Annotated in this window: 20 protein-coding genes; 13 read left to right on the top strand and 7 right to left on the bottom strand. The window is 71.4% G+C overall.

Annotated elements, in window-relative coordinates; genetic code table 11:
• Positions 1–6 precede the first annotated feature (6 nt).
• From AB0B96_RS35985 to AB0B96_RS35970, 4 genes are all read right to left on the bottom strand, one after another.
• The gene (locus AB0B96_RS35985) at positions 7–801 is read right to left on the bottom strand and encodes a carbon-nitrogen hydrolase family protein (RefSeq protein ID WP_362906105.1); all 795 of its coding nucleotides are present in this window, start codon (positions 799–801) and stop codon (positions 7–9) included.
• On the bottom strand, positions 798–1,787 hold the full coding sequence (locus AB0B96_RS35980) for a DUF418 domain-containing protein (RefSeq protein ID WP_362906103.1): 990 nt from the start codon (positions 1,785–1,787) through the stop codon (positions 798–800). The genes AB0B96_RS35985 and AB0B96_RS35980 overlap by 4 nt, the downstream gene beginning before the upstream one ends.
• An 88-nt stretch (positions 1,788–1,875) precedes the next feature.
• Positions 1,876–3,231 carry an extracellular solute-binding protein gene (locus AB0B96_RS35975; protein ID WP_362906101.1) on the bottom strand — a complete coding sequence of 452 codons (1,356 nt, stop codon included), beginning with the start codon at positions 3,229–3,231 and terminating at the stop codon, positions 1,876–1,878.
• A gap of 107 nt (positions 3,232–3,338) precedes the next feature.
• Positions 3,339–5,354 carry a VWA domain-containing protein gene (locus tag AB0B96_RS35970; protein ID WP_362906099.1) on the bottom strand — a complete coding sequence of 672 codons (2,016 nt, stop codon included), beginning with the start codon at positions 5,352–5,354 and terminating at the stop codon, positions 3,339–3,341.
• Between the two features lie 492 nt (positions 5,355–5,846).
• Here AB0B96_RS35970 and AB0B96_RS35965 point away from each other — a divergent pair, with 492 nt between their 5' ends.
• The 3 genes from AB0B96_RS35965 to AB0B96_RS35955 all read left to right on the top strand — a co-directional run bounded on the left by AB0B96_RS35965 (position 5,847) and on the right by AB0B96_RS35955 (position 8,898).
• The gene (locus AB0B96_RS35965; protein ID WP_362906097.1) at positions 5,847–7,040 is read left to right on the top strand and encodes a pyridoxal phosphate-dependent aminotransferase; all 1,194 of its coding nucleotides are present in this window, start codon (positions 5,847–5,849) and stop codon (positions 7,038–7,040) included.
• Positions 7,041–7,254: 214 nt separating this feature from the next.
• Positions 7,255–8,172 carry a tetrahydrofolate dehydrogenase/cyclohydrolase catalytic domain-containing protein gene (locus tag AB0B96_RS35960; RefSeq protein ID WP_350946792.1) on the top strand — a complete coding sequence of 306 codons (918 nt, stop codon included), beginning with the start codon at positions 7,255–7,257 and terminating at the stop codon, positions 8,170–8,172.
• A gap of 225 nt (positions 8,173–8,397) precedes the next feature.
• Positions 8,398–8,898, top strand: coding sequence for an RICIN domain-containing protein (locus AB0B96_RS35955; RefSeq protein ID WP_362906094.1), 501 nt, complete (start codon positions 8,398–8,400; stop codon positions 8,896–8,898).
• Positions 8,899–9,103: 205 nt separating this feature from the next.
• Here the strand turns inward: AB0B96_RS35955 and AB0B96_RS35950 are convergent, their stop codons facing one another.
• Positions 9,104–10,690: an MDR family MFS transporter gene (locus tag AB0B96_RS35950; protein WP_362906092.1), complete on the bottom strand. Its 1,587-nt coding sequence runs from the start codon at positions 10,688–10,690 to the stop codon at positions 9,104–9,106.
• An 80-nt stretch (positions 10,691–10,770) separates the two neighbouring features.
• Between AB0B96_RS35950 and AB0B96_RS35945 the strand changes: the two genes are divergently transcribed.
• The 5 genes from AB0B96_RS35945 to AB0B96_RS35925 all read left to right on the top strand — a co-directional run bounded on the left by AB0B96_RS35945 (position 10,771) and on the right by AB0B96_RS35925 (position 15,085).
• Positions 10,771–11,331: a TetR family transcriptional regulator gene (locus AB0B96_RS35945; RefSeq protein WP_362906090.1), complete on the top strand. Its 561-nt coding sequence runs from the start codon at positions 10,771–10,773 to the stop codon at positions 11,329–11,331.
• 109 nt (positions 11,332–11,440) lie between these two features.
• The gene (locus AB0B96_RS35940; protein ID WP_362906088.1) at positions 11,441–12,169 is read left to right on the top strand and encodes an alpha/beta fold hydrolase; all 729 of its coding nucleotides are present in this window, start codon (positions 11,441–11,443) and stop codon (positions 12,167–12,169) included.
• Positions 12,170–12,257: 88 nt separating this feature from the next.
• A complete protein-coding gene (arcC, locus tag AB0B96_RS35935) occupies positions 12,258–13,166 on the top strand; it encodes a carbamate kinase (protein ID WP_362906086.1) in 909 nt (302 codons plus the stop codon).
• Positions 13,167–13,193: 27 nt separating this feature from the next.
• Entirely contained in the window at positions 13,194–14,285 is a 1,092-nt protein-coding gene (locus AB0B96_RS35930; RefSeq protein WP_350946798.1) for a ring-opening amidohydrolase, read from the top strand.
• 236 nt (positions 14,286–14,521) lie between these two features.
• The gene (locus tag AB0B96_RS35925; protein WP_350946799.1) at positions 14,522–15,085 is read left to right on the top strand and encodes an SseB family protein; all 564 of its coding nucleotides are present in this window, start codon (positions 14,522–14,524) and stop codon (positions 15,083–15,085) included.
• Here the strand turns inward: AB0B96_RS35925 and AB0B96_RS35920 are convergent.
• Together AB0B96_RS35920 and AB0B96_RS35915 are read right to left on the bottom strand one after the other, a co-directional pair.
• On the bottom strand, positions 15,006–16,025 hold the full coding sequence (locus AB0B96_RS35920) for a cation:proton antiporter (protein ID WP_362906083.1): 1,020 nt from the start codon (positions 16,023–16,025) through the stop codon (positions 15,006–15,008). The two genes, AB0B96_RS35925 and AB0B96_RS35920, sit on opposite strands and share 80 nt — an antisense overlap.
• Positions 16,004–16,996 carry a hypothetical protein gene (locus tag AB0B96_RS35915; protein ID WP_362906081.1) on the bottom strand — a complete coding sequence of 331 codons (993 nt, stop codon included), beginning with the start codon at positions 16,994–16,996 and terminating at the stop codon, positions 16,004–16,006. Before AB0B96_RS35915 ends, AB0B96_RS35920 begins: the two co-directional genes overlap by 22 nt.
• A 385-nt stretch (positions 16,997–17,381) precedes the next feature.
• On the opposite strand from AB0B96_RS35915, the gene AB0B96_RS35910 reads away from it, so the two are divergent.
• The 5 genes from AB0B96_RS35910 (at position 17,382) to aroQ (ending at position 21,551) form a co-directional block, all read left to right on the top strand.
• A complete protein-coding gene (locus tag AB0B96_RS35910; protein WP_362906079.1) occupies positions 17,382–18,149 on the top strand; it encodes an A24 family peptidase in 768 nt (255 codons plus the stop codon).
• Positions 18,150–18,232: 83 nt separating this feature from the next.
• A complete protein-coding gene (gene aroC, locus AB0B96_RS35905; RefSeq protein ID WP_350946803.1) occupies positions 18,233–19,411 on the top strand; it encodes a chorismate synthase in 1,179 nt (392 codons plus the stop codon).
• A 64-nt stretch (positions 19,412–19,475) separates the two neighbouring features.
• Positions 19,476–19,979: a shikimate kinase gene (locus tag AB0B96_RS35900; protein ID WP_362906077.1), complete on the top strand. Its 504-nt coding sequence runs from the start codon at positions 19,476–19,478 to the stop codon at positions 19,977–19,979.
• The gene (gene aroB / locus AB0B96_RS35895) at positions 19,976–21,052 is read left to right on the top strand and encodes a 3-dehydroquinate synthase (RefSeq protein ID WP_362906075.1); all 1,077 of its coding nucleotides are present in this window, start codon (positions 19,976–19,978) and stop codon (positions 21,050–21,052) included. The genes AB0B96_RS35900 and aroB overlap by 4 nt, the downstream gene beginning before the upstream one ends.
• 64 nt (positions 21,053–21,116) lie before the next feature.
• Positions 21,117–21,551 carry a type II 3-dehydroquinate dehydratase gene (gene aroQ / locus AB0B96_RS35890; RefSeq protein WP_350946856.1) on the top strand — a complete coding sequence of 145 codons (435 nt, stop codon included), beginning with the start codon at positions 21,117–21,119 and terminating at the stop codon, positions 21,549–21,551.
• Positions 21,552–21,618 lie beyond the last annotated feature (67 nt).

Raw genomic sequence — 21,618 nt, 5'->3', positions numbered from 1 at the left:
GGCATTTTACGATCTGCCGAGAGGGAGTCGCCGGTGTTCCAGGCACGGTACGGCATTCCGGGTGGCAATCGTGATCTGCGAGTCGATTTCACACGTCTGTACGGCCGGCGTGGGTCCCATATCGGTGCGTGTCACTCCCATCGGATCGACCAGCATGCTCCGTCCGATCCCGAATCCGTCGCGGGCCTCGGGGTTCGGCGCCTGGCCCACGGCGGCGACCCAGGTGGTGTTCTCGATCGCGCGGGCCCTGACGAGGGTGGTCCAGTGTTCTTCCTTCATCGGCCCCGATCCCCACGCGGCGATCACCGCGAACACCTCGGCCCCCAGGTCGACGAGGGCCCGGGTGAGCTCGGGGAAGCGGATGTCGTAGCAGGTGACCAGTCCCACCCGGAGCCCGGCCAGCTCGACCACGACCGGCGTGTCGCCCGGCGCGACCAGCTCGGACTCGCGGGCGCCGAAGGAGTCGAACAGGTGGATCTTCCGGTAGGCCGCCTCGATCGAGCCCGAGGGGCCGATGGCGACCGCGGTGTTGTACACCCGGCCCTCGACGGGCTCGAACACCCCCGCGATCACGGCAAGCCCGTGCTCCCGCGCCGCCGCGGCCAGTCCGGTGACGAACGGCCCGTCCAGTGGCTGGGCGAGGTCGGTGACGCGCTTGCCGTACCGGGTGAGGGTGGCCTCCGGGAAGATCGCCAGCTCGGCGCCGCCCGCGGCGGCCTCGGCGAGGGAGTCGAGGGCCCGGCTCAGATTGGCGGAGGGATCTTCGGCCACCGGGATCTGGCAGAGGGCTATGCGCGTCACGGGTGTGACCCTATCCGTCTGTTCGGCACTCGTTCCATCCATGTGAGGCTTCGCCACGCCCATTCCAGCGGGCCGTACCTGAACCTGCCCAGCCACACACGGCTAAACAGCACCTGGAGCGCCAGAACGGCGGCGGAGAGCACCACACCGGCGAGCCGGGTGGTGTCCGCGACGAGCAGCGGTACGAAGAGCAGGATGATCGGGGTGCTCATGAGGTAGTTCGTGAGCGCCATCCGGCCGAGCGGGGCCAGAAGCGCGAGCAGGAGGTCGCGCAGCCGGGTCCGCAGCAGGAGCAGCAGCCCGGTGCAGTAGGCGGTGGCGGCGGCGAGCCCGGCGGCCGGGTAGACGGACGCGTGGAACAGGGCGGGATCCTTGGCGATGACCACCCAGAGCCAGGTGAGCGTCACGCCCAGCACCGTGCTCGCGACGAACGCGGGGAACAGCAGCCATTCGGGCGGCGGGTGTTCCATCAGGGCCATGCCCAGCACGAACAGGCCGGGGACGAGGATGATCCCGCCGCCCTGGTACACCGCCCACGCGGTGAGGGCGACGCCCAGCACCACCACCGCGGGCTGCGGGAAGAACGAGGCGGGCAGCAGGACCAACACCCCGAAGATCGCGTACGGCAGGAGCACCTCGCCGTGGTTGAAGACCTGGTGGATCGCGCCGAGTGCCGCGAGTACCGCGAGCCTGCGTAGCAGCACGGCCCAGGGGTGCGCGGTCCGTGCGGCCGCCGACCTCAGGAAGAGGACGAAGCTCAGCCCGAACAGGAAAGAGAAGATCGGATAGAACCTGCTCTGCAGCAGGTTGTCGATCGCCCAGTCGACCGCGTTGCGATCGGACTCCCTCAGGTGCTCACGCGTGTGCTGCCAGGTGTTGACCACCATGATCCCGCACACCGCGAAGCCGCGAAGCGCGTCGAGCTCGTGGAGCCGGGGCGGTCCGGTCGGTCCTGCCGGTTCCGCCGGTCCGGTCGGTCGGGTCATTCGGGTCACAGCAAATAGACGTACCACCCCATAATCACCTACGCATAGACGACCCCATCCATAAGCCCTTTCAGGCTTCCGGTCCGGCTCAGCCGCCGGCCAATGCCTTTCTCAGCTTGAGGGCGAGGCCGGCCGTGAACGTCTTCGCGTCCTCGCACCCCTTCCGCCCGAGCGACCAGCAACTGAGCAGTTCGTGGACCTCGGTGCGGAAGACCCGGCTGAACTCGCTGTAGTACGGGGAGGGCGGACGGAGCCTGGCCTGGGTCAGCGCGCGCAGCAGTGTGTCGGGCCGCACGCTCTCGGACTCCGGTTCCGCGCTTGAGGAACCGGAGGAACCGGAGCGAGGGCCGGGCGGGGCCGCCGGGGCCGGGCCGTCGCAACCGGTCCCCGCCTCCGTGTAGAGGGCTGAGACTCTGGCCGGGGCGAACCCGCCGCACCGGTAGAGCAGTCCGGCCGCCTCCTCGCCGGTCAACGCCGCCACCAGTCGCTGCGCGAGGTCGCGCCGGGGAGTGTGCCTGGAGACGGCGAGGTACTGGCCGCCGAGGACTCCCTGCCAGGGGAGTGGCGCCGCCCGGAAGGCGATTCCGCCCGACTTCCGTTCCCCGGAGAGCACCTCGTGGGCGTAGGGCCAGTGCCTCAGGAACAGCGCGCGCCTCTCGCGGAAGGCGGTCAGCGACTCCGCCTCCGTGCTACCGAGGGTCTCCCCGGAGATCACGCCGGCCTTCACCGTCTCGATGAGCCGTCCGACGGCCTCCACACCCTCCTTCTGGGCGATCACCACCTGGCCGTCCGCGTCGACCACCTCTCCGCCGTTGGCCCAGATCGCCTCCAGGGCGTTGACCGTGAGCCCTTCGTAGGAGGCGAACTGCCCGGAGAGGCCGAGGGCGGTGGGGTCGGGCCCGGCGCGGCGCGCCTTCGCGAGGTCGGTCATGTCCCGCCAGTTCGTCGGTGACCTCAGGTCGTGGCGGCGGTAGAGCAGTCCCACGTCGGTGTTGAACGGCACCGCGTACTGGACGCCGTGCCAGGCGCCCGCGGACCAGATCTGGGAGAGGAAGTCGTTGGTCCCGCCGTGTGCGGCGGTGTCGATCGGGCGCAGGTATCCCTCCTCGGCGAACTCGGGGATCCACTGGATGTCGAGGTTGTACACGTCGTAGTGCCCGGCCTTCGACTGGGCGGCCGAGATCATCGCGCTGCGCTGCTCGTCCGCGACCGAGGAGATCGCCACGAAGCACGCCCGGGGCCTGCCCTTGACGCCGTTCCAGACGGCTTCGAGCGCCCGTTCGCGGGCACCTCCCGAGACGTCGGCGCCACTGGCGATGCGCAGGACGCAGTCCTGCCTGGGCGGTCCCGGGGGAGGGGTGGGCGCGGTACTCGCCGCCAGGGAGGGAAAGCAGGCGAGTAGCAGGAGGAGAAGGATCACTCCGCGGCCGGCCGGCTCCGCCACGGCCGGTGTTCCCTGCCTGGCCGTCCCACTTGAGGAAGCCGGTGTGACCCGCCCGCCCGTCCCACCTGAGGAGAACGGCGATGACGGCGGAGGCGGCGTGGGACGGCTCATCCGGTGACCGGCCGGAGTTCGGTGAACGCGTCGTCCAGCTTCTGGTCGGGGTCGGTGCTCGCGTCGTAGCAGGACATCAGGCCCTCGTCCCTGAGCGCGGGCAGCGGGGAGGTGTCGCAGCCGTGCAGGTCGAAGGAGAGCATCAGCAGGCGCACACCGTCGCGTCCTTTGATGTCCTCGCTGCTCAGCCCGCTCGGATTCCCGCCGTCGGTGAGCACGAGCACGACCTTCCGCTCCCCCGGGGCGCCCGTCCCCTCCAACCGGTCGAGAGCCTTTTCGATGATCGGACGCATCGGGGGATCGGGGCGCGAACCGCCTCGGTAGGCGTTCTGGACTTCGGTGAGCCTGCCGGTGAGGGCCTTTCCCTCGTCGCCGACGGGCGCGGGGGGAACGGCGTAGTCGTCATCGGGGAAGAACGTCATGATTCCCGTGGTCCGCTCGCCGCGCTTGGACGTGACGGCGACCTGGGCCACCTGGATCGCCGCCTCCAGCCGTGACCTGCCGTCGTTCACCTTGTTGCGCGCCATCGAGCCGGAGACGTCGACCACGACGAGGACGTGGTCCGCGAGGGGGGTCGTCAGCTTGTACAGCAGCTTGGGAATGTCGGGCTTCCAGTTCGCCGCCACCGGCGCGTCGCTCCTCAGCCGATGTGTTTTCACCGGCAACCTCTGGACGTCCAGGCGGCCCTCGGCGTCACGGAATCCGTAGCGGGGGAGGGTCTCCCGCAGGAAGTCGCAGAACTCCTCGACCGTCTGCTCGACGGCAGGGGGTCGCCTCAGGTCGGGCCACCGCTTGGAGACGCATTCGTACCGCATGGCGTGGCCGCCCTTCGGGTAGACGGCGACCGGTCGCGGAGGCTTCTTGCCGGCGCTTCGCGGCGCGGAGACGGCGCCGGGCGACGGCCGTTCGCCTCCCGCACCGGAAAGGGCGCAGCCGCCCGGCTCGGGAAGCGCGGGGTCGGCGCCCGACAGCGCGACGTCGAGCTCGTAGAACTGCTGCTCGGTCATGACCATCGCGGAGGTGTCGAGGGAGTTCGCGTACCGGCACATCACGTCGCGGACGGTGTCGCCCGGCCGCACCTTCCTGGACAGTCCTTCCGCGGGGCCGGGCGCGGCGGCCGTGGCCATCAGGCCCACGTTGGAGGCGAGCGGATGGGTGCGCACGACCTGCTGCCGGGCGCCGGGCCTGCTCCGCAGCAGGTCGGCCCAGTCGCGATCTCCGGGATTCCTGTTCGCCTCGGTGAGCTCCTCCGCGAGCCTCTCCGGTGCGGCGATGACCAGTGGCGAGGTCGCGACGACCGTCCGCTCGCCGAACGTCGCCACGCCGTCCGTGTCCCTGTTCACGTAGTCGATCTCCTGGGAGGAGTCGGCGATCCACCCGTCGGGCCGGGCACCGGGGGGTTTCCTCGCCGTCCGGCCGGCGCCCGGCCCGACGGCCGGTTGGACGGGGAACGTCCAGTCGCTCAGCCGGTCCCGCACCTCGGCGGCGCGCAGCCCGCTGACGTTGATGTTGATCTGCCGGCAGCCCCACAGGTCGACCTTCCCTGCCATGAACTCCCCGGCCGCCCGCTGGACGACCGGGGAGGTCTCGGCGGACGCCAGGAGCGTGATCTCGTCGGGGACCCGGCAGGTCACCCACGGCTCGTCCTTGGGAACGACCGCGAGGGCGGCGACGACGGTGACCGCGACTCCGGTGCAGAGGAGCCACCAGACGTCCCGGCGCACCCATCGGGAGAACATCGTGAGAACGCCGTACGACCGCTCGGGAATGACGCGACGCAGCCATGCGGTGCTTTTCAGCAGGTGGCCTGGGAAGATGGTCAGCGTCGTCAGCGCGAGAATCCCGAGGACCAGGGCGACTTTCGAAGCCGTGGAAATGGAGAGGGCGAGAAGCACGAGAAGTGTCTGGATGAGAGCGTTGGAGAAACCCGTCACCATCTGCCAGGCGCGGTTCGTCGATCCGGCGGTGTCCGACGAATGCGGGGTCTCCGAAGTCTTCTCGCTGTTCACCATCTGTCAGCTGTCTCCGCCGGTGGTTTCCCGCTGGTCCGCCTTCACCCTACGTCGGATCATCACCACCGAGAGATGCTTTCTGTGATCTAGGGAAGGGGGATTAACCGCTTTGGTATTTACGGTCGGCCGCATTTGAGGGCGGGAGAGGCCGGGGCATTCGGGCTGGTGTGTTACGTCCGTATCGCGAACTCCAGTGGAATGAAGAGTCGACAATCGGGCGACTCGCCGCCGGACGCAGCCGATGTGTGATTGTCGAGGCGCGTCCATGATCGTTGACAGAACGTATTCGGCGTGCTTTCCCGTCGCGTGCCCACCGCTTTTCCGGGCGCTCTTCGTGAATGCCGGCGTGTCAGGCCCCCGTCACCGCGTCTGCGACGCTCTCGGGACGCGACGCTCTCGGGACGAGATGTTCCCGGGAAAGGGCGCGCTCGGGAACGAGGCCGGGGCGGAGGCCACGAGGCGGCGGGAAAGGGCGGGACTACGCTGTAGCGCGTGAACGATCCTCTGGTGGCGCGGATGCGCGAGTTCGGTACGACCATCTTCGCCGAGATGTCGGCGCTCGCCCTGCGAACCGGCTCGATCAACCTCGGGCAGGGCTTTCCCGACACCGACGGGCCCGCCGCGATGCTGGAGCGGGCGGTGTCGGCGATCCGGGAGGGCTCCAACCAGTACCCGCCGGGGCCGGGGACGCCCGAGCTGCGCCAGGCCGTCTCCGAGCACCGCAAGGACCACTACGGGCTCGACTACGACCCCGACGGCGAGGTCCTCGTCACCGTCGGAGCCACCGAGGCCATCGCCGCGACGATCCTCGCGTTGTGCGAGCCCGGCGACGAGGTGATCGCCTTCGAGCCGTACTACGACTCCTACGCCGCCGCCGTCGCCCTCGCCGGGGCCGTGCTCCGCCCGGTCACCCTGCGCCCGGTCGACGGCCGCTTCACCTTCGACCCCGCCGAGTTGCGCGCGGCGGCCGGGCCGCGCACCCGGGTCGTCCTGGTCAACTCCCCGCACAACCCCACCGGCACGGTCTTCACCCGCGCCGAGCTGGACGAGATCGCCCGGCTGTGCCTGGAGCGAGACCTGGTGGCGGTCACCGACGAGGTCTACGAGCACCTCACCTTCGACGGGGTCGAGCACGTGCCGATCGCCACCCTGCCGGACATGCGCGAGCGCACCGTGATGATCTCCTCGGCGGGCAAGACCTTCTCGGTCACCGGCTGGAAGACGGGCTGGATCTGCGCGCCGCCCGAGTTCGTCAGGGGCGTGCAGACCGTCAAGCAGTTCCTCACCTACACCGCCTCCGCGCCCTGGCAGCTCGCCGTCGCCCACGGTCTGCGGCACGAGTCGGCCTGGGTCTCCGCCCTGCGGGCGGATCTGGAGTCCAAGCGCGACCGCCTGATGGCGGGCTTGTCCGCGGCGGGATTCGAGGTCTACCGCCCCGCGGGCACGTACTTCGTGCAGACCGACATCCGTCCCCTGGGTTTCACCGACGGCCTCGCCCTCACCCGGGAGCTGCCGTCCCTGGCGGGCGTGGTCGCCATCCCGACCCAGGTCTTCTACACCCACCCCGAGCGCGGGAGCCACTTCGTCCGCTTCGCCTTCTGCAAGCGGGACGAGGTCATCGACGAGGCGGTGAGCCGCCTGGCCGGGCTCGGCGCGGCGGGCGCGGCGCGAGGTGGAGGGGGATGATGCGCCTGGCCGGCCCCGGTGGGGCGGGCGCGGTTCGATCTGGAGGGGGATGATTCGCCTGGCCGGGCCCGGTGCGGCGGGGGCGGTTCGACCTGGAGGGGGATGATCGGGCATCCTTGGGGATGACGCGACTGGCGGCAAAGGGATGGCATCAACCATCGGGGAGCTCGCCGTGGGAGTCGACCGCCTGGGCGCCCACGCCGGGAGGAAGCGCATGTCCCAGCCCGTATCGAACGGTTCCAGCTCCGAGGGCACGTCGTCGGCCCGGTTGCTTCCCGGCGGCCCGGTCGCCGAGCGGATCCTCGCCGACGTGGCCGAGCGGGTGGCCGCCCTGACCGGCCGGGGTGTCACGCCGAGCCTGGCGACGGTCCTGGTCGGTGACGACGACGCCAGCGCCGGATACATCCGCATCAAGCAGCGGCAGGCCGCCGAGCTCGGTTTCGCCTCGCCGCACGAGCACCTGCCCGCGAGTGCCACCCAGGCGGACCTGCACGCGGTCATCACCGCCTTCAACGACGACCCGGCGGTGCACGGTCTGCTCGTGCAGCACCCCGTCCCCAAGCACCTCGACTACGACCGGGCCCTGCAGGTCATGGATCCCGACAAGGACGTCGACGGCATGCACCCGCTCAACATCGGGCGGCTGGCGCTGGAGCTTCCCGGCCCGCTGCCGTGTACGCCCGCCGGGATCGAGGCGCTGCTCGCGCACTACGAGATCCCGGTGGCGGGCCGGGAGGTGGTCATCCTCGGGCGCGGGGCCACGCTCGGCCGTCCCCTCTCGATCCTCCTCGCGCAGAAGCGCCCGACGGCGAACGCCGCCGTCACGGTCGTGCACACCGGGGTGAGCGACTGGCCGCGCTACACGCTCCGCGCCGACGTCCTGGTCGCCGCCGCGGGCGTGCCGGGGATCATCCGGCCCGAGCACGTCAAGCCCGGCGCGGTCGTCATCGGCGGCGGGGTGCGTTACGAGGGCAGGCGTCTGCTGCCCGACGTCGACGAGTCCTGCGCCGAGGTGGCCGGGGCGATCACCCCCAGGGTCGGCGGGGTCGGGCCCACCACGGTCGCGATGCTGTTCCGCAACGCGATCACGGCGGCCGAGCGCGCCGTGGGCTCCGCCTCCTCGGAAGGCTGAGGGCACCCGGTAGCCGCCCGGAAGGCGCCCGTACCTCCCTGAAACGCCGGTCGCCGTCTCGTCCACCCGGGGCCGATCCCCGTACGTGTACTTTCTGCTGCGGAGAGTGATCGACGGGCGTGTCCGCGGGGTGACGCGCACGGTGCGGAGCGGGTGGGCGGCGGGTTCCTTCCGCCGACGCGCCGTTCTCCACCTCCGTGATTCGCAGGAAGGAGAGCATCGACGATGCGACGGGGATTCAGGGTGCTGGTGTCGGCGGCGGCGGTCGCGCTGGGTTGCGCGGGATTCGTTCCTGGTGCGGCGGCCTCGGACTCGGAGTCCGCCGCCTGGGGGCCCGTCCGCAGTCACCAGAACTGGCGCTGCCTGGACGCCGATCTCGGGACCATCGGCCCGAACGGGACCAAGGTGCAGCTGTGGGGCTGCAACGGCTGGGACAACCAGTCGTGGAGCTACGAGGTCTCCACTCACACGATCCACAGCAAGGAGAACGGCCGCTGCCTGGACGCGGATCTCGGGACCATCAACGCGAACGGCACCAAGGTGCAGCTGTGGGACTGCAACGGCTGGACCAACCAGAAATGGATCTACGACGCGACGAGCCACACGATCTACAGCATGCACAACGGCCGCTGCCTGGACGCGGACCTGGGGACCATCAACGCGAACGGCACCAAGGTGCAGCTGTGGGACTGCAACGGCTGGGCCAACCAGAAGTGGACGCTCTGACGGCCGCCCGAGGGCGGCGCTACGTGCCATGTCCGTCGCTCGCCCGCGCGGGGGCCTGATCCCGGCCGGGGAAGGGGGGCGACTCCCCGTGGCGCCGCCACGGGGGGCCGCCCTCGCCCGGGGGAGGGCCGATGCGCGCGAGGCGGAAATGAGAGGGCCCGGGGCCGGCCGGAGAGCGGGCCGGTCCCGGGCTGCGCGGGGGTGGTTACGGCCTTCCCGCGCCGATCGGCGGGGCGGCGGGGTCGGCGGCCGCCGGGGCGGGGGTCCGCGCCGAGCGCAGCGGGATCTCCTTGATCATCAGGACGGCGAGTGAGGCGAGGACGGCGATCGGGACGCCGACCACGAAGACCGCGCTCATCGCCCGGGTGAAGGCCTCCAGGATGATCTCCAGGACGGGCGCGGGGAGGTTGTGGATGGCCTCGGGGGAGCCGAGGCTGGGGACCGCGCCACCGCTCAGCGGCAGGTGTGCCGCCTTCGCGAGGGAGACCAGCTCCGCGGTGAGCCGGTTGGACAGGATCGCGCCGAAGGCCGCGACGCCCACCGCGCCACCGAGTGAGCGGAAGAACGCCACCCCGGAGGTCGCCGAGGCGAGGTTCGCGCGGCTCACCGCGTTCTGGGCGGCGAGGATCAGGATCTGCATGGAGGCACCGAGCCCGATGCCGAGCACCGCGTTGTCGATGCCGACGATCACCAGCGAGCTGTCGACGTGCAGGCGCGAGAGCAGGAACAGCCCGAGCGCGACCAGCAGCATGCCCACCACGGGGAAGATCTTCCAGCGGCCCGTCCTGCTGACGAGCCGGCCGGTGAGGATCGAGGCGGTGAGCAGGCCGAGCACCAGGGGGAGGGTCATCAGGCCCGAGCCCGTGGGGCTCATGCCCTTGACGATCTGCAGATACTGCGGCAGGAACATCAGCGCGCCGAACATCGCCGCGCCGACCAGCAGGGAGGCGACGGCGGTGAGCACGAAGGTGCGGTCGCGGAACAGGTGCGGGGGCAGGATCGGGTCGGCGGCCCTGCGCTCGGCGACGACGGCGAGAGCGAACATCACCAGGCTGAGCGCGCCCAGGCCGTAGGTCCACGCGGAGTTCCAGCCGAACTCCTTGCCCCCGAGGGAGAGCAGCAGCATCAGCGCGGTGGTGCCGCCGGTGATGAGGGTCGCGCCCCACCAGTCGACCTTCGTGTCGCGGCGGACGAGCGGCAGCCTCAGCACCCTCTGGATGACGACGAAGGCGACCACGGCGAGCGGTACGCAGATCCAGAAGGTCCAGCGCCAGGACATGTTGTCCACGATGAACCCGCCGAGCAGCGGGCCGGCCACGGTCGAGACACCGAAGACCGCGCCGATGTAGCCGGAGTAGCGTCCGCGCTCGCGGGGCTCGACCACGTCGCCGAGGATGATCTGCGGCAGCGCGGCGAGGCCGCCGGCGCCGATGCCCTGCAGCGCCCTGGCGGCGATGAGCTGGGCCATGTCCTGGGAGAACCCGGCGGCGATGGAGGCCACCACGAAGACGACCAGCGAGACCTGGAACATGAGCTTGCGGCCGTAGAGGTCGGAGAGCTTGCCCCAGATCGGGGTGGAGGCGGTCATGGTGAGCAGGGTCGCGCTGGCGACCCACGCGAGCTGGTCCTGGCCGCCGAGCGTGCCGACGATCGTCGGCAGCGCGGTGCCCACCACGGACGTCGAGATCATCGATGTCAGCATGGCGAGCATCAGTCCGGCCAGGATCTCCAGCACCTGCCTGTGGGTGAAGGACGGTGCGGCCTCGGCCTGGATCTGTTGTTCGGTCAGCATGAACCGCCCCCAATGTATGTACGGTACATGCGAAGTTAGTAGACGCTTGTTTACTCGTCAAATCTGGAAGGATCCCGTAAGTGGATGAGACACGGCATCGCGACAGGGAGGGCACCAGGCGGCGCATCCTCGACGCCGCCCGCCTGCTGTTCGCCGAGCTCGGGTACGACCAGGTGACGATGCGGATGATTGCCGCCGAGGCGGACGCCAACATCGCGCTGATCAACCGCTACTTCGGCAGCAAGCGGGACCTGTTCGCCGAGGTGCTCGCGATGCAGGGACGTTTCCCCGGCGTCCTGGAGGGCCCCGAGGAGGAGCTGCCCCGCCGGCTGGCCGAGTACGTCGCCGAACGGCTTCGCTCCGACCAGGGGAGCGTGGTGCTGGCCGCGCTCATCCGGTCGTCCAGCGCCCCGGAGATCCACGAGATCATCCGCGACCGGGTCAGGACGGCGATCCTGGAACCCCTCTCGGCGCGGCTTCCCGGCCCCGACGCGGCCTTCCGGGCGATGATCGCCACCGCGCTCGTCACCGGCACCGGCACGATGCGCCAGCTCTACGGCCCCGACGCGGCCGGCGCCCCCGACCGCGAGACCGTGATCGCCCGCCTCACCGCCGTCTTCGAGGTCTGCCTCAGGGCATGAGGTCCGTCGGAGGACATGAGCCCGCCCCGGGACACCGGGGCCTGCCGCAAGACATGAGGTCCGCCTCAGGGCATGAGGCGCCGGGCCCACGCCATGGGATCATGGTCACATGACCTGGTTGCGCTGTGCCTTTCCCCGCCCGGGGGCGACCACGCGGTTGTTCTGCCTCACGCACGCGGGCGGATCGGCCAACGCCTACCGCGCGTGGTCCGAGCTGCTGCCCCTGTCCGTCGAGCTGCACGCGACGCAGCTGCCCGGCAGGGCCGACCGGTTCGCCGAGCCGCTGCCCGGCGACATGGACGCGCTCGCCGACGAGGTGACCGGGTCGATGCTGCCGCTGCTCGACCGGCGTTTCGCGCTGTTCGGGCACAGCATGGGGGCGACGCTCGCCTACGAGGTCACGCGCCGCCTCGAGGCGAGGGGGATCGCCCCGGCGCGGTTGTTCGTCTCCGGCGCGAGAGCGCCGCACGATCCCCGCGACAGGCCCGCGATCTCGGGGTACGCCGACGACGACTTCGTGGCCGAGCTGGCGAAACTCGGCGGCACCGAGGCGGAGGTGCTGTCCCATCGGACGATGCGCGAGGTCGTCCTGCCCTACGTCCGCGCCGACTTCCGCCTGGCCGAGGCCTACCGGCACCGTCCCGGCCCCCCGCTGCACACCCCGATCTCCGTCCTCGTCGGCGACGCCGACCCGGTGGTCACCCCGGCCCAGGCCAAGGCGTGGGAGACCCGTACGAGCTCCGGCTTCTCCCTCACGGTCTTTCCCGGCGACCACTTCTACCTGCAGCCGCGGCGCGTGCCGGTGGTCGAGGAGATCACCCGTACGCTCATGGGGTGAGAGATTGGCCGGTTGTGCCGAAGGACGGGCGCCCCTTGGGCAATGAGTGCCCATGAGGCGAGACGGGCAGGCCGTTAACGTCGGCCAGGTGGGTGAACGAATACTGATCGCGCTCGGCGGCAACGCCATGACCGGGCCCGACGGAGGCGCCTCGCCAGGCGACCAGCACCGCGCGGTCGAGCAGGCGATGCGCCACGTCGTCGCGCTCATCCAGGAGGGTCACCAGGTGACCCTCACCCACGGCAACGGCCCCCAGGTCGGCAACCTGATCCTGAAGAACCAGCTCGCCGCCCACGTCGTGCCCCCGGTGCCGCTCGACTGGTGCGGGGCGCAGACCCAGGCCACCATCGGCACCCTCGTACTCAACGCGCTCGACGGCCGCGCCGCGGTCGTGGTCACCCGTACGCTCGTCGACCCCGACGACCCAGCCTTCGCCGACCCGGTCAAGCCGATCGGCCGCTACTTCAGCGAGGCCGAGGCACGCCGGTTCGAGGAACTCGGCCAGACCTGGCGCCACTTCGAGCGGGGCTGGCGCCGCGTGGTGGCCTCCCCCGAGCCGCTGGAGATCCTCGACGCGCCCGCGGTGGCCGCGCTGGTGGCCGCGGGCTTCACCGTCGTGGCCGCGGGGGGCGGCGGCGTGCCCGTGACCCGCGACGCGCAGGGGCGGCTCGCCGGGGTCGAGGCCGTGATCGACAAGGACCTCGCCGCCGCGGTGCTCGCCCGGGCCGTGCGGGCGACGGTCCTGATCATCGCGACCGACGTCCCCCAGGCCGTCGTCGGGTTCGGCACGCCCCGGGCCAGGCCCCTGGGTCACATCACCGCGGCCGAGCTGCGCGTACTGCACGCCGCGGGCCATTTCGCCGGGGGCAGTATGGGGCCGAAGGTCGAGGCCGCGCTGCGCTTCGTCGAGCAGGGCGGCGACCGGTCGGTGATCACCTCCCTGCAGGACATGGGAGCGGCGCTCACCGGGGAGACCGGCACCGTGGTGCGAAAGTGAACAGGACGCGATCGAAAGGCGGCAGAGATGCCCGAACCCATTGAAGTGCGCAAGGTGCCCATCGAGAGTGTGACCGACGCCTCCGGGCTGGCCAGGCTCATCGACGACGGGGTGATCGAGGCGCACCGGGTGCTCGCGGTGATCGGCAAGACCGAGGGCAACGGCGGCGTGAACGACTACACCCGCATCCTGGCCGACCGGGCGTTTCGCGAGGTGCTCCAGGCCAAGGGGCACCCGTCCCCGGAGAGCGTGCCCCTGGTGTGGTCGGGCGGCACCGACGGCGTGCTCAGCCCGCACGCCACCGTCTTCGCCACCACCGCGAACGCCGAGCCGAGCGACGAGCCGAGGGTGAGCGTCGGCATCGCGATGAGCGAGGTGATCCTGCCCGAGGACATCGGCCGCCCCGCGATGGTGGAGAAGGTCGCCGCCGGAGTCCGCGAGGCGATGAAGATCGCCGGGATCGACGACCCCGCCGACGTCCACTACGTCCAGACCAAGACCCCGCTGCTCACCCTGTCCACGATCAACGACGCCAAGTCGCGCGGCAAGGACGTGGTGATCGAGGACACCGGCCCGTCGATGGACATCTCCAACTCCACCACCGCCCTCGGCATCGCCGTCGCCCTCGGCGAGATCGAGATGCCCTCCGCCGACCAGATCCACCGCGACCTGTCGCTCTACTCCTCCGTCGCGTCGTGCTCCTCGGGCGTCGAGCTGGACCGCGCCCAGATCGTGGTCGTCGGCAACGTACGGGGGATCGGCGGCCGGTACCGGATCGGCCACTCGGTCATGAAGGACGCGCTGGACGCCGACGGCATCTGGGAGGCGATCCGCTCCAGCGGCATCGAGCTGCCCGAGCGCCCGCACCCGTCCGACCTCGGCGACCGGCTCGTCAACGTCTTCATGAAGTGCGAGGCCGACCCGTCGGGCAGCGTGCGGGGGCGCCGCAACATCATGCTCGACGACTCCGACGTGCACTGGCACCGCCAGATCAAGGCCACCGTCGGCGGTGTCGCGGCGAGCGTCACCGGAGACCCGGCCGTGTTCGTCTCGGTCGCGGCGGTCCACCAGGGGCCCAGCGGCGGTGGCCCGGTGGCCGCCATCGCCGACCTCGGCTGACAGACGGCACACGCCCCGGCGCACCGGGCCGGGACTCCATCCGTGGGACGGCTTAGCCGCCCCAACGAACACGCCCCCCGGCGCACCGGGCCGGGACACCCCGCCCCCGGTGCCGGGATGCCCCGGCCCGGTGCGCCGCTCCGGTGTACGCGTCACGTCCGAGCCGAGGTCGGGCCGGGGCGGGCCGGGTGGGGCGATCGTCCCCCCTGGCCCGGCCGAGGGTAGGCTCCCGGTTCGTGCCGAGCATTCCGCGACCCCTGGTCCCCGGCGACGACGGTGCCGCCGACGCCGCCGTGACATCCGCGCTCGCCGCCTTCGCCGAGGGAGAGGCGCAGGCCGGCGAGGTCGTCGCCGCGCTGAGCGGGGCCCGGCTGCTCGTGCCGGTGGTCGCCCTGCTCAAGGAGTCGGAGATCGGCGAGCACGGGCTGCGGCAGGAGAAGGAGAGCGAGATGGCCCTCCCGAAGCTCGTCGGAGCCGACGGCCGCGAGGCGGTGCTCGCCTTCACCGGGACGGAGGCGCTGCGGCGGTGGCGCCCCGACGCCAGGCCCATCCAGGCCACGATCCTTCAGGTCTGCCAGGCCGCGGTGCACGAGGGCAGCGCGGCGGCGGTGGTCGACGTCGCGGGCCCGGTGCCCTTCGTGATCGAGGGCGGCCTCCTGCGGGCGCTCGCCGCGGTCGAGTCGGGCACCCTGGACCGGCTGGCATCCGAGGCCCCCGACGTCACAGTGGCGCGGATGGAAGAGATCGCCGAGCCTCCCAGGCGTCGGCGGTTCGGTTGGCCGCCGCGTGGACGAGGTTGACCGTGAGGATCGCCGGGGCGATCACGGCGACAAACCCCCCGAAGTCGCGTTCGAAGACCAGGGCGAGGATCACCGCCGTCACCCCGTTCTGCTGGGCCAGCCCCAGATGCACCCGGTCGATCATCGGCAGGCCGTGGGTGAGGACCAGCGCGGCGACCATCTGCGCGGCGTACGCGGCCAGCCCGAGCAGCACGCCCATCCCCATGTTCGTCCCGCCGACGAGCAGCAGGCCCGTCAGGAAGGCCGACAGCGCGAACGCCGCGCTCACCGCTCGGCCCAGCCAGCGCGCGTCGGGCAGGCGCAGGTAGAGCCCGACGGTCGCGATGCCGAGCATGAGGGAGGTCCAGGCGGCCGAGGCGACCGCTCCGGCTGCCGTCACGTAGGTCAGCACCGGCGGGGCCTTCCTGATCAGCCGCCACAGCAGATAGACCACGACCGCGAACAGCACGTTCAACCCCAGGTCGGCGAAGTACGAGGCCGACTGCCCGCTGCCGCCGGAACCGCTCACCAGCGCCGCCGCGTAGACGGCGAGGATGATCGTCACGGGGTCGTCGAAGGAGGACCACGCCCCGAGGATCGTCTTCGCCCGGTTCGACAGACGGCTGTCCCGCATCACGCCGGCGACCGAGAGCGGGTCGATCTGGGCGACCACCACCGCCATGATCAGAGCCCGGGGGTCGCCGGAGACGAGGTAGACGACCCCGGCGATGAACGCGGTCTTGAGCAGCACCCCGACGGTGACCGCGAGCACGATCAGCCGCGAGTGCTCTCTGGCCTCGGCGCGGTCGATCCCGTGCGTGCTGCCGTACAGGCCGATCGCGAGCAACAGGCTGCTGAGCAGCACGTACGCACTGGAGTGTTCCAGATCACGCAGGCCGCCCAGGTCGGCGGCGAGCCAGCCGAAGCCGACGACGACGATCAAGAGCCCGATTCGGGCCAACGTTCGCTCCTTGGGATGGATCGCAGGTGCCCCTGGGTTTTCGGGGCGCGTTCTCGCTGGTTGATCGGGGGCAGGGTGAAGTGCCCGCGGATGGTGTCCACGAGCCGTGCCATCTTGTCGTCGGCGATGTCGACCTTGCGCTGGTCCAGGGTCACCCCGATGAGATAGCGGGTCTCGTCGACCCAGTAGAAGAACATGGCCCCGCGCTCCACGTCGAGGACCGTGCGGATGAGGATGCCGCCCTCCAGCCTGTGCAGCTGCTGGTTGAGCCGCTGGGTCAGCCAGTTGAGCTGGTTGCCCGCTCTGAGATAGATCTTCCTGCGCTCCTCCTGGTCGGTCTCGTGGAAGAAGTGGGCCAGGTCGCCGTCCTCCAGCACGTCGGTGTAGAAGCGGCACCTCTGGTCGCCGAAGTAGGCCACGAAGTGCAGGTCGTCCTGGTCGACCATGGCCACGCAGCTGGCCAGTGCCTTCTCCACCGAGGGGCCGATGTCCGGCATGGTGCGGATCAGGATCTCCGACTCGCCGATCACCCTGCGCTTGGTGGCCGTGGGCAGCGGGCCCATCCCGGCCTCCAGGTAGGGGAGGTAAAGGCCCCGGCGATACTGGACGAGCAGGTAGACGCCGGTGGCCACGGCGAACGCGCTCACCCCCGCGGTCACCAGGCCGTGCAGCTCGCCGGGCACCCCGCCCCGCCAGAGCACGGGGCCGAACGCGGCCACGAACCCCAGGACCGCCTCGCCCGCCGCGGTGACCGTGAGCGCGACCACCATCAGCACCGGCAGCCGCGCCCTGATCCGGCCGAGCACGGTGGCGATGAGGGCGAGCGCGACGATCACCGTGATCACGGTGGCCGCGCGGGCCACGTCGTACTCCTCGCCCTCGATGTACCACGCGAGGAGTTCGAGCAGCACGGGCAGGAGAACGAGTGACGCGATGACCGCGGGCAGCTTGCTGAAGCGATCCGTGTCCACGCGTTCCTGACCTCCGGGGGTAGGTAGGGATGCCTACAGCCTCCGTGATCATCGCCGTCATCGTCAATGACCTCCGAGGTCACTTCGATCCTTCGGTGTGGACGAGGCTCGGCGTGCGGGGTGACCACCGGATGCGCGCCGCTCGGGGCTCTTTCCGCGGAGCTGGAGACCGGTGCGGGGTGGCCACCGAATGCGGGTCTTCTCGGCCACTCCGGTGGGGGCGGGGCTCGGCGTGCGGGGTGACCACCGGGTCCCTCCGGCGGGGAGGGAGGTCGGTGCGCGGCGCGGTCGCCGGGCGCGGGCCGTTTCGGCACACCCGGCGTGGGAGAGGAGGAGTGCCCGGATTCCCGGCGCGGGCAGAGGAGCGCCGATTATGGTCGGCTTCATGAGCCCCCCGGTGACCCTTCTGCCCCTCTCCGCGACGGCGGTCCTGGCGGCTCTGGCCGGACTCGCGATCGGGCGCGGGACGCGGCGCCTGGTGGCCCGTTTCTCGGGGGCCGAGTTGTCAGGGGCCGAGTTGTCAGGGGTCGAGGGGGAGCGGCGGGGCGCCCGGCCCGTGGCCGGGGCGGTGGAGGGGGTCACCGCGGTGGTGCTGGCCGCCCTCGCGCTGCGGGCCCTGTGGCCGGACGCGGCGGCGGGAGCGGCCGCCTGGCCGGGAGTGCCGGAAGGGGCGGAGGTCACGCCGGTAGGGAGGGCGACGGAACTGCTCGCCTTCGGCTGGCTCGCGGTGGTCGCCGTCGTCCTGTCCTTCGTCGACGCCGCCGTCCACCGGCTGCCCGACAGGCTCACCCTCGCCGCCTACCTGGGGACCGCCGCCCCGCTCGTCGTCTCGGCCCTCGCCGACGGCCGCCTCGGGGACCTGCTCGGCGCCGGGCTGGGCGGCCTCGCTCTGGCGGGCTTCTACCTGCTGCTGTTCCTGGTCAACCCGGCGGGCATGGGGTTCGGCGATGTCAAGTTCGCGGCGAGCCTGGGCACGGCCCTCGGCTGGCTGGGCTGGAACACCCTGGTCACCGGGGCCTTCCTCGGTCTGCTGGCCGGAGGGCTCTACGGAGCCGCCCTGATGGCCGCGCGCCGCGCGGGCCGCAAGAGCGAGATCCCCTTCGGCCCCTTCATGGCCGTCGGCGCGCTCGCCGCCGTCCTCACCGCCCTGTGACCGGACCGTCCTGGTGACCGGCGGATGTCTCAACCGGTGAACAAAGGCCATTCCAGTGGGCGGCACGTGGAAGACTTGTCACCATGTTGCGCTGGTTGACCGCAGGGGAGTCCCACGGCCCCGAGCTCGTCGCGATCCTGGAAGGACTGCCCGCCGGGGTGGAGGTGACCACGGCACAGCTGGACGAGGCGCTGCGCCGTCGCCGCCTTGGCTACGGGCGCGGGGCGCGGATGAAGTTCGAGCAGGACGTCGTGACCATCGTGGGCGGAGTCCGCCACGGCCGGACGCTCGGCAGTCCCGTCGCCATCCGGGTGGGCAACACCGAGTGGCCCAAGTGGGAGACGGTGATGGCCGCCGACCCCGTCGACCCGGCCGTGCTGGAGGGCCAGGCGCGCAACGCGCCGCGTTCCCGCCCCCGTCCCGGCCACGCGGACCTCGCCGGGATGCAGAAGTACGGCTTCGACGACGCCCGCCCGGTGCTCGACCGGGCCAGCGCCCGCGAGACCGCCGCCCGTGTCGCGCTCGGCCAGGTGGCGCGGAGCTTCCTCAAGCAGGCGCTCGGCGTCGACATCGTCAGCCACGTCGTCTCGATCGGCGGGGCCGCCACCACCCCGGGCGTCGTCCCCGGCCCCGGCGACCTGGAGGCGATCGACGCCGACCCGGTGCGCTGCGCCGACCCTGCGGGCAGCGCGGCCATGGTCGCCGAGATCGACAAGGCGCACAAGGACGGCGACACCCTCGGCGGCGTCGTCGAGGTGATCGCCTACGGCCTGCCGCCGGGCCTGGGCAGCTACACCCACTGGGACCGCCGCCTCGACGCCCGCCTCGCCGCCGGTCTGATGGGCATCCAGGCGATCAAGGGCGTCGGTGTCGGCGACGGGTTCGAGACGGCCCGCCGCCCCGGCTCCCTGGCCCACGACGAGATCGAGAACACCGCCGACGGCGTACGCCGGATGACCAACCGGGCCGGTGGCGTCGAGGGCGGCATGACCAACGGCGAGCCGCTGCGCGTCAGCGCGGCGATGAAGCCGATCTCCACCGTCCCCCGGGCGCTCGCCACCGTCGACGTGCTGACCGGCGAGGCCGCCAAGGCCCACCACGAGCGCTCCGACGTGTGCGCGGTCCCGGCGGCCGCGATCGTCGCCGAGGCGATGGTCGCGCTGATCCTGGCCGACGCCGCGATCGAGAAGTTCGGTGGCGACTCCGTCGAGGAGGTCGCCCGCAACCTGTCCGGCTACCTCTCCTCGTTGGTGATCAAGTGAGCGGGCGTCCCGGCGAGGCCGCTCTCGGTTCCCCGACGGGCGGGCCGGCGTCGAAGGAGATCGCATGAGTCCCCGAGCAGTGCTGATCGGTCCTCCAGGATCGGGCAAGTCGACCGTCGGGCAGCTTCTCGCCGAACGGCTCGGAGTCGCCTTCCGCGACACCGACACCGACGTGGAGCAGGTGGCGGGCAAGCCGGTGAGCGACATCTTCGTCGAGGACGGCGAGGAGGTCTTCCGCGAGCTGGAGGCCGACGCCGTACGGCGGGCGCTGGCCGAGCACGAGGGGGTGCTCTCCCTGGGCGGCGGCGCGATCCTCGCCGAGGGCACCCGCGTGCTGCTGGCCGGGCAGCCGGTGGTCTACCTGGAGGTCGGTCTTTCCAACGCCGTCCAGCGGGTGGGCCTGGGCTCGGCGCGACCGCTGCTCGTGCTGAACCCGCGCAGTCAGCTGAAGAAGCTGATGGACGCCCGGCGTCCCGTCTACGAGGAGCTCGCCACGATCGTGGTGGCGACCGACGAGCGCGAACCCGGCCAGATCGTCGACCAGATCGTGGAGGACCTGAAGCCGTGACGATCTCCAGGATCGGTGTGCCCGGCGAGAGCCCGTACGAGGTGGTGGTCGGCACCGGGGTGCTCGGCGAGCTGCCCGGCCTGCTGGGGGCGGGGGTGAACACCGTCGCCGTGATCCATCCGGGGAGCCTGCCGGAGATCGCCCGTCCCGTCTGCGGCGCGATCGAGGCGGCCGGGTACGAGGTCGTCGCGCTGCCGGTGCCCGACGCCGAGCGCGCGAAGACGGTCGAGGTGGTCGCGGAGCTGTGGTCCGCCTTCGGCCGCGCGGGCGTCACCCGCTCGGACGCCGTGGTCGGCGTCGGCGGGGGAGCCACCACCGACCTGGCGGGGTTCGCCGCCGCCACCTGGCTGCGCGGTGTCAAGGTCGTGCAGGTGCCGACCACCCTGCTCGGCATGGTCGACGCGGCGGTGGGCGGCAAGACCGGCATCAACACCCCCGAGGGCAAGAACCTCGTCGGGTCCTTCCACACGCCCGCCGGGGTGCTGTGCGACCTGGCGACGCTGGTCTCGGTGCCCCGCGACGACTACGTGGGCGGTCTGGCGGAGATCATCAAGGGTGGTTTCATCGCCGACCCCCGGATCCTCGAGCTCATCGAGGACGACCCGGACGGCGCCAGGCGCCCCGAGGGACGCCACACCCGCGAGCTGATCGAGCGGAAGATCCGGATCAAGGCCGAGGTCGTCGGAGCCGACCTGCGCGAGAGCGGTCTGCGGGAGATCCTCAACTACGGCCACACACTGGCGCACGCGATCGAGCGCGTCGAGGAATACCGGATGCGCCACGGCGAGGCCGTCGCGATCGGCATGGTCTACGCGGCCGAGTTGTCCCGGCTGGACGGCAGGATCGGCGCCGACGTCGTGGAGCGGACCAGGTCCATCCTCACCTCGGTCGGGCTGCCCACCGCCTACCGCCGCGAGGCCTGGCCCGAGCTGCGCGACCACATGCGCCTCGACAAGAAGAGCCGCGGAGCCAAGTTGCGCTTCGTCCTCCTGGACGACCTGGCGAAGGTGTCTCCGCTGGTCGACCCGCCGGAGGAGCTCCTGGAGGCCGCCTACCACGAGGTCGCCCGGTAAGTCTGCTGAGTCACGTCGGCCGCCGCGGCAGGCGCGCGGCCATCAAGGAGCGGTGAGTGACCCGATGAGACCCGTCTACGTGCTCAACGGCCCCAACCTGGGGCGGCTCGGCACCCGCGAGCCGGATGTCTACGGCGCGGAGACCTTCGCCGACCTGGCCGCGCTCTGCCGGGACACCGGCAGGGAGCTCGGCCTGTCGGTCGACGTCCGGCAGACCGACGACGAGGCCGAGATGCTGGGCTGGCTGCACGAGGCGGCCGACGGCAGGATCCCCGTGGTGCTGAACCCCGCCGCGTTCACCCACTACTCCTACGCGCTGCGCGACGCCATCGCCCAGCGCACCGCGCCCCTGGTCGAGGTGCACATCAGCAACCCGGCCGCCCGCGAGGAGTTCCGGCACAACTCGGTGGTCGCCGCCGTGGCGACCGGCACCATCGCGGGCTTCGGCCTGCGGTCGTACGTGCTGGCGTTGCAGGCCATCGCCGAGACGGCCACCTGATCCCGGGCCGGTAAGGGGCCTCGGCCTGCCGCACCGGCCGTTTTCTGATCCGCGGATCCCTCGGCGA

This window comes from Streptosporangium sp. NPDC049046 (genome assembly GCF_040649155.1).
In the GTDB taxonomy this organism is placed as follows: Bacteria; Actinomycetota; Actinomycetes; order Streptosporangiales; family Streptosporangiaceae; genus Streptosporangium.
This window is presented reverse-complemented; position numbering and strand designations above follow the sequence as displayed.

Coding starts and splice junctions, on each gene's coding strand:
- AB0B96_RS35980 (WP_362906103.1), bottom strand. CDS start 1,787: ATGACCCGACCGACCGGACCGGCGGAACCGGCAGGACCGACCGGACCG.
- AB0B96_RS35970 (WP_362906099.1), bottom strand. CDS start 5,354: ATGGTGAACAGCGAGAAGACTTCGGAGACCCCGCATTCGTCGGACACC.
- AB0B96_RS35960 (WP_350946792.1), top strand. CDS start 7,255: ATGTCCCAGCCCGTATCGAACGGTTCCAGCTCCGAGGGCACGTCGTCG.
- AB0B96_RS35955 (WP_362906094.1), top strand. CDS start 8,398: ATGCGACGGGGATTCAGGGTGCTGGTGTCGGCGGCGGCGGTCGCGCTG.
- AB0B96_RS35950 (WP_362906092.1), bottom strand. CDS start 10,690: ATGCTGACCGAACAACAGATCCAGGCCGAGGCCGCACCGTCCTTCACC.
- AB0B96_RS35940 (WP_362906088.1), top strand. CDS start 11,441: ATGACCTGGTTGCGCTGTGCCTTTCCCCGCCCGGGGGCGACCACGCGG.
- AB0B96_RS35930 (WP_350946798.1), top strand. CDS start 13,194: ATGCCCGAACCCATTGAAGTGCGCAAGGTGCCCATCGAGAGTGTGACC.
- AB0B96_RS35910 (WP_362906079.1), top strand. CDS start 17,382: ATGAGCCCCCCGGTGACCCTTCTGCCCCTCTCCGCGACGGCGGTCCTG.
- aroC (WP_350946803.1), top strand. CDS start 18,233: ATGTTGCGCTGGTTGACCGCAGGGGAGTCCCACGGCCCCGAGCTCGTC.
- AB0B96_RS35900 (WP_362906077.1), top strand. CDS start 19,476: ATGAGTCCCCGAGCAGTGCTGATCGGTCCTCCAGGATCGGGCAAGTCG.
- aroQ (WP_350946856.1), top strand. CDS start 21,117: ATGAGACCCGTCTACGTGCTCAACGGCCCCAACCTGGGGCGGCTCGGC.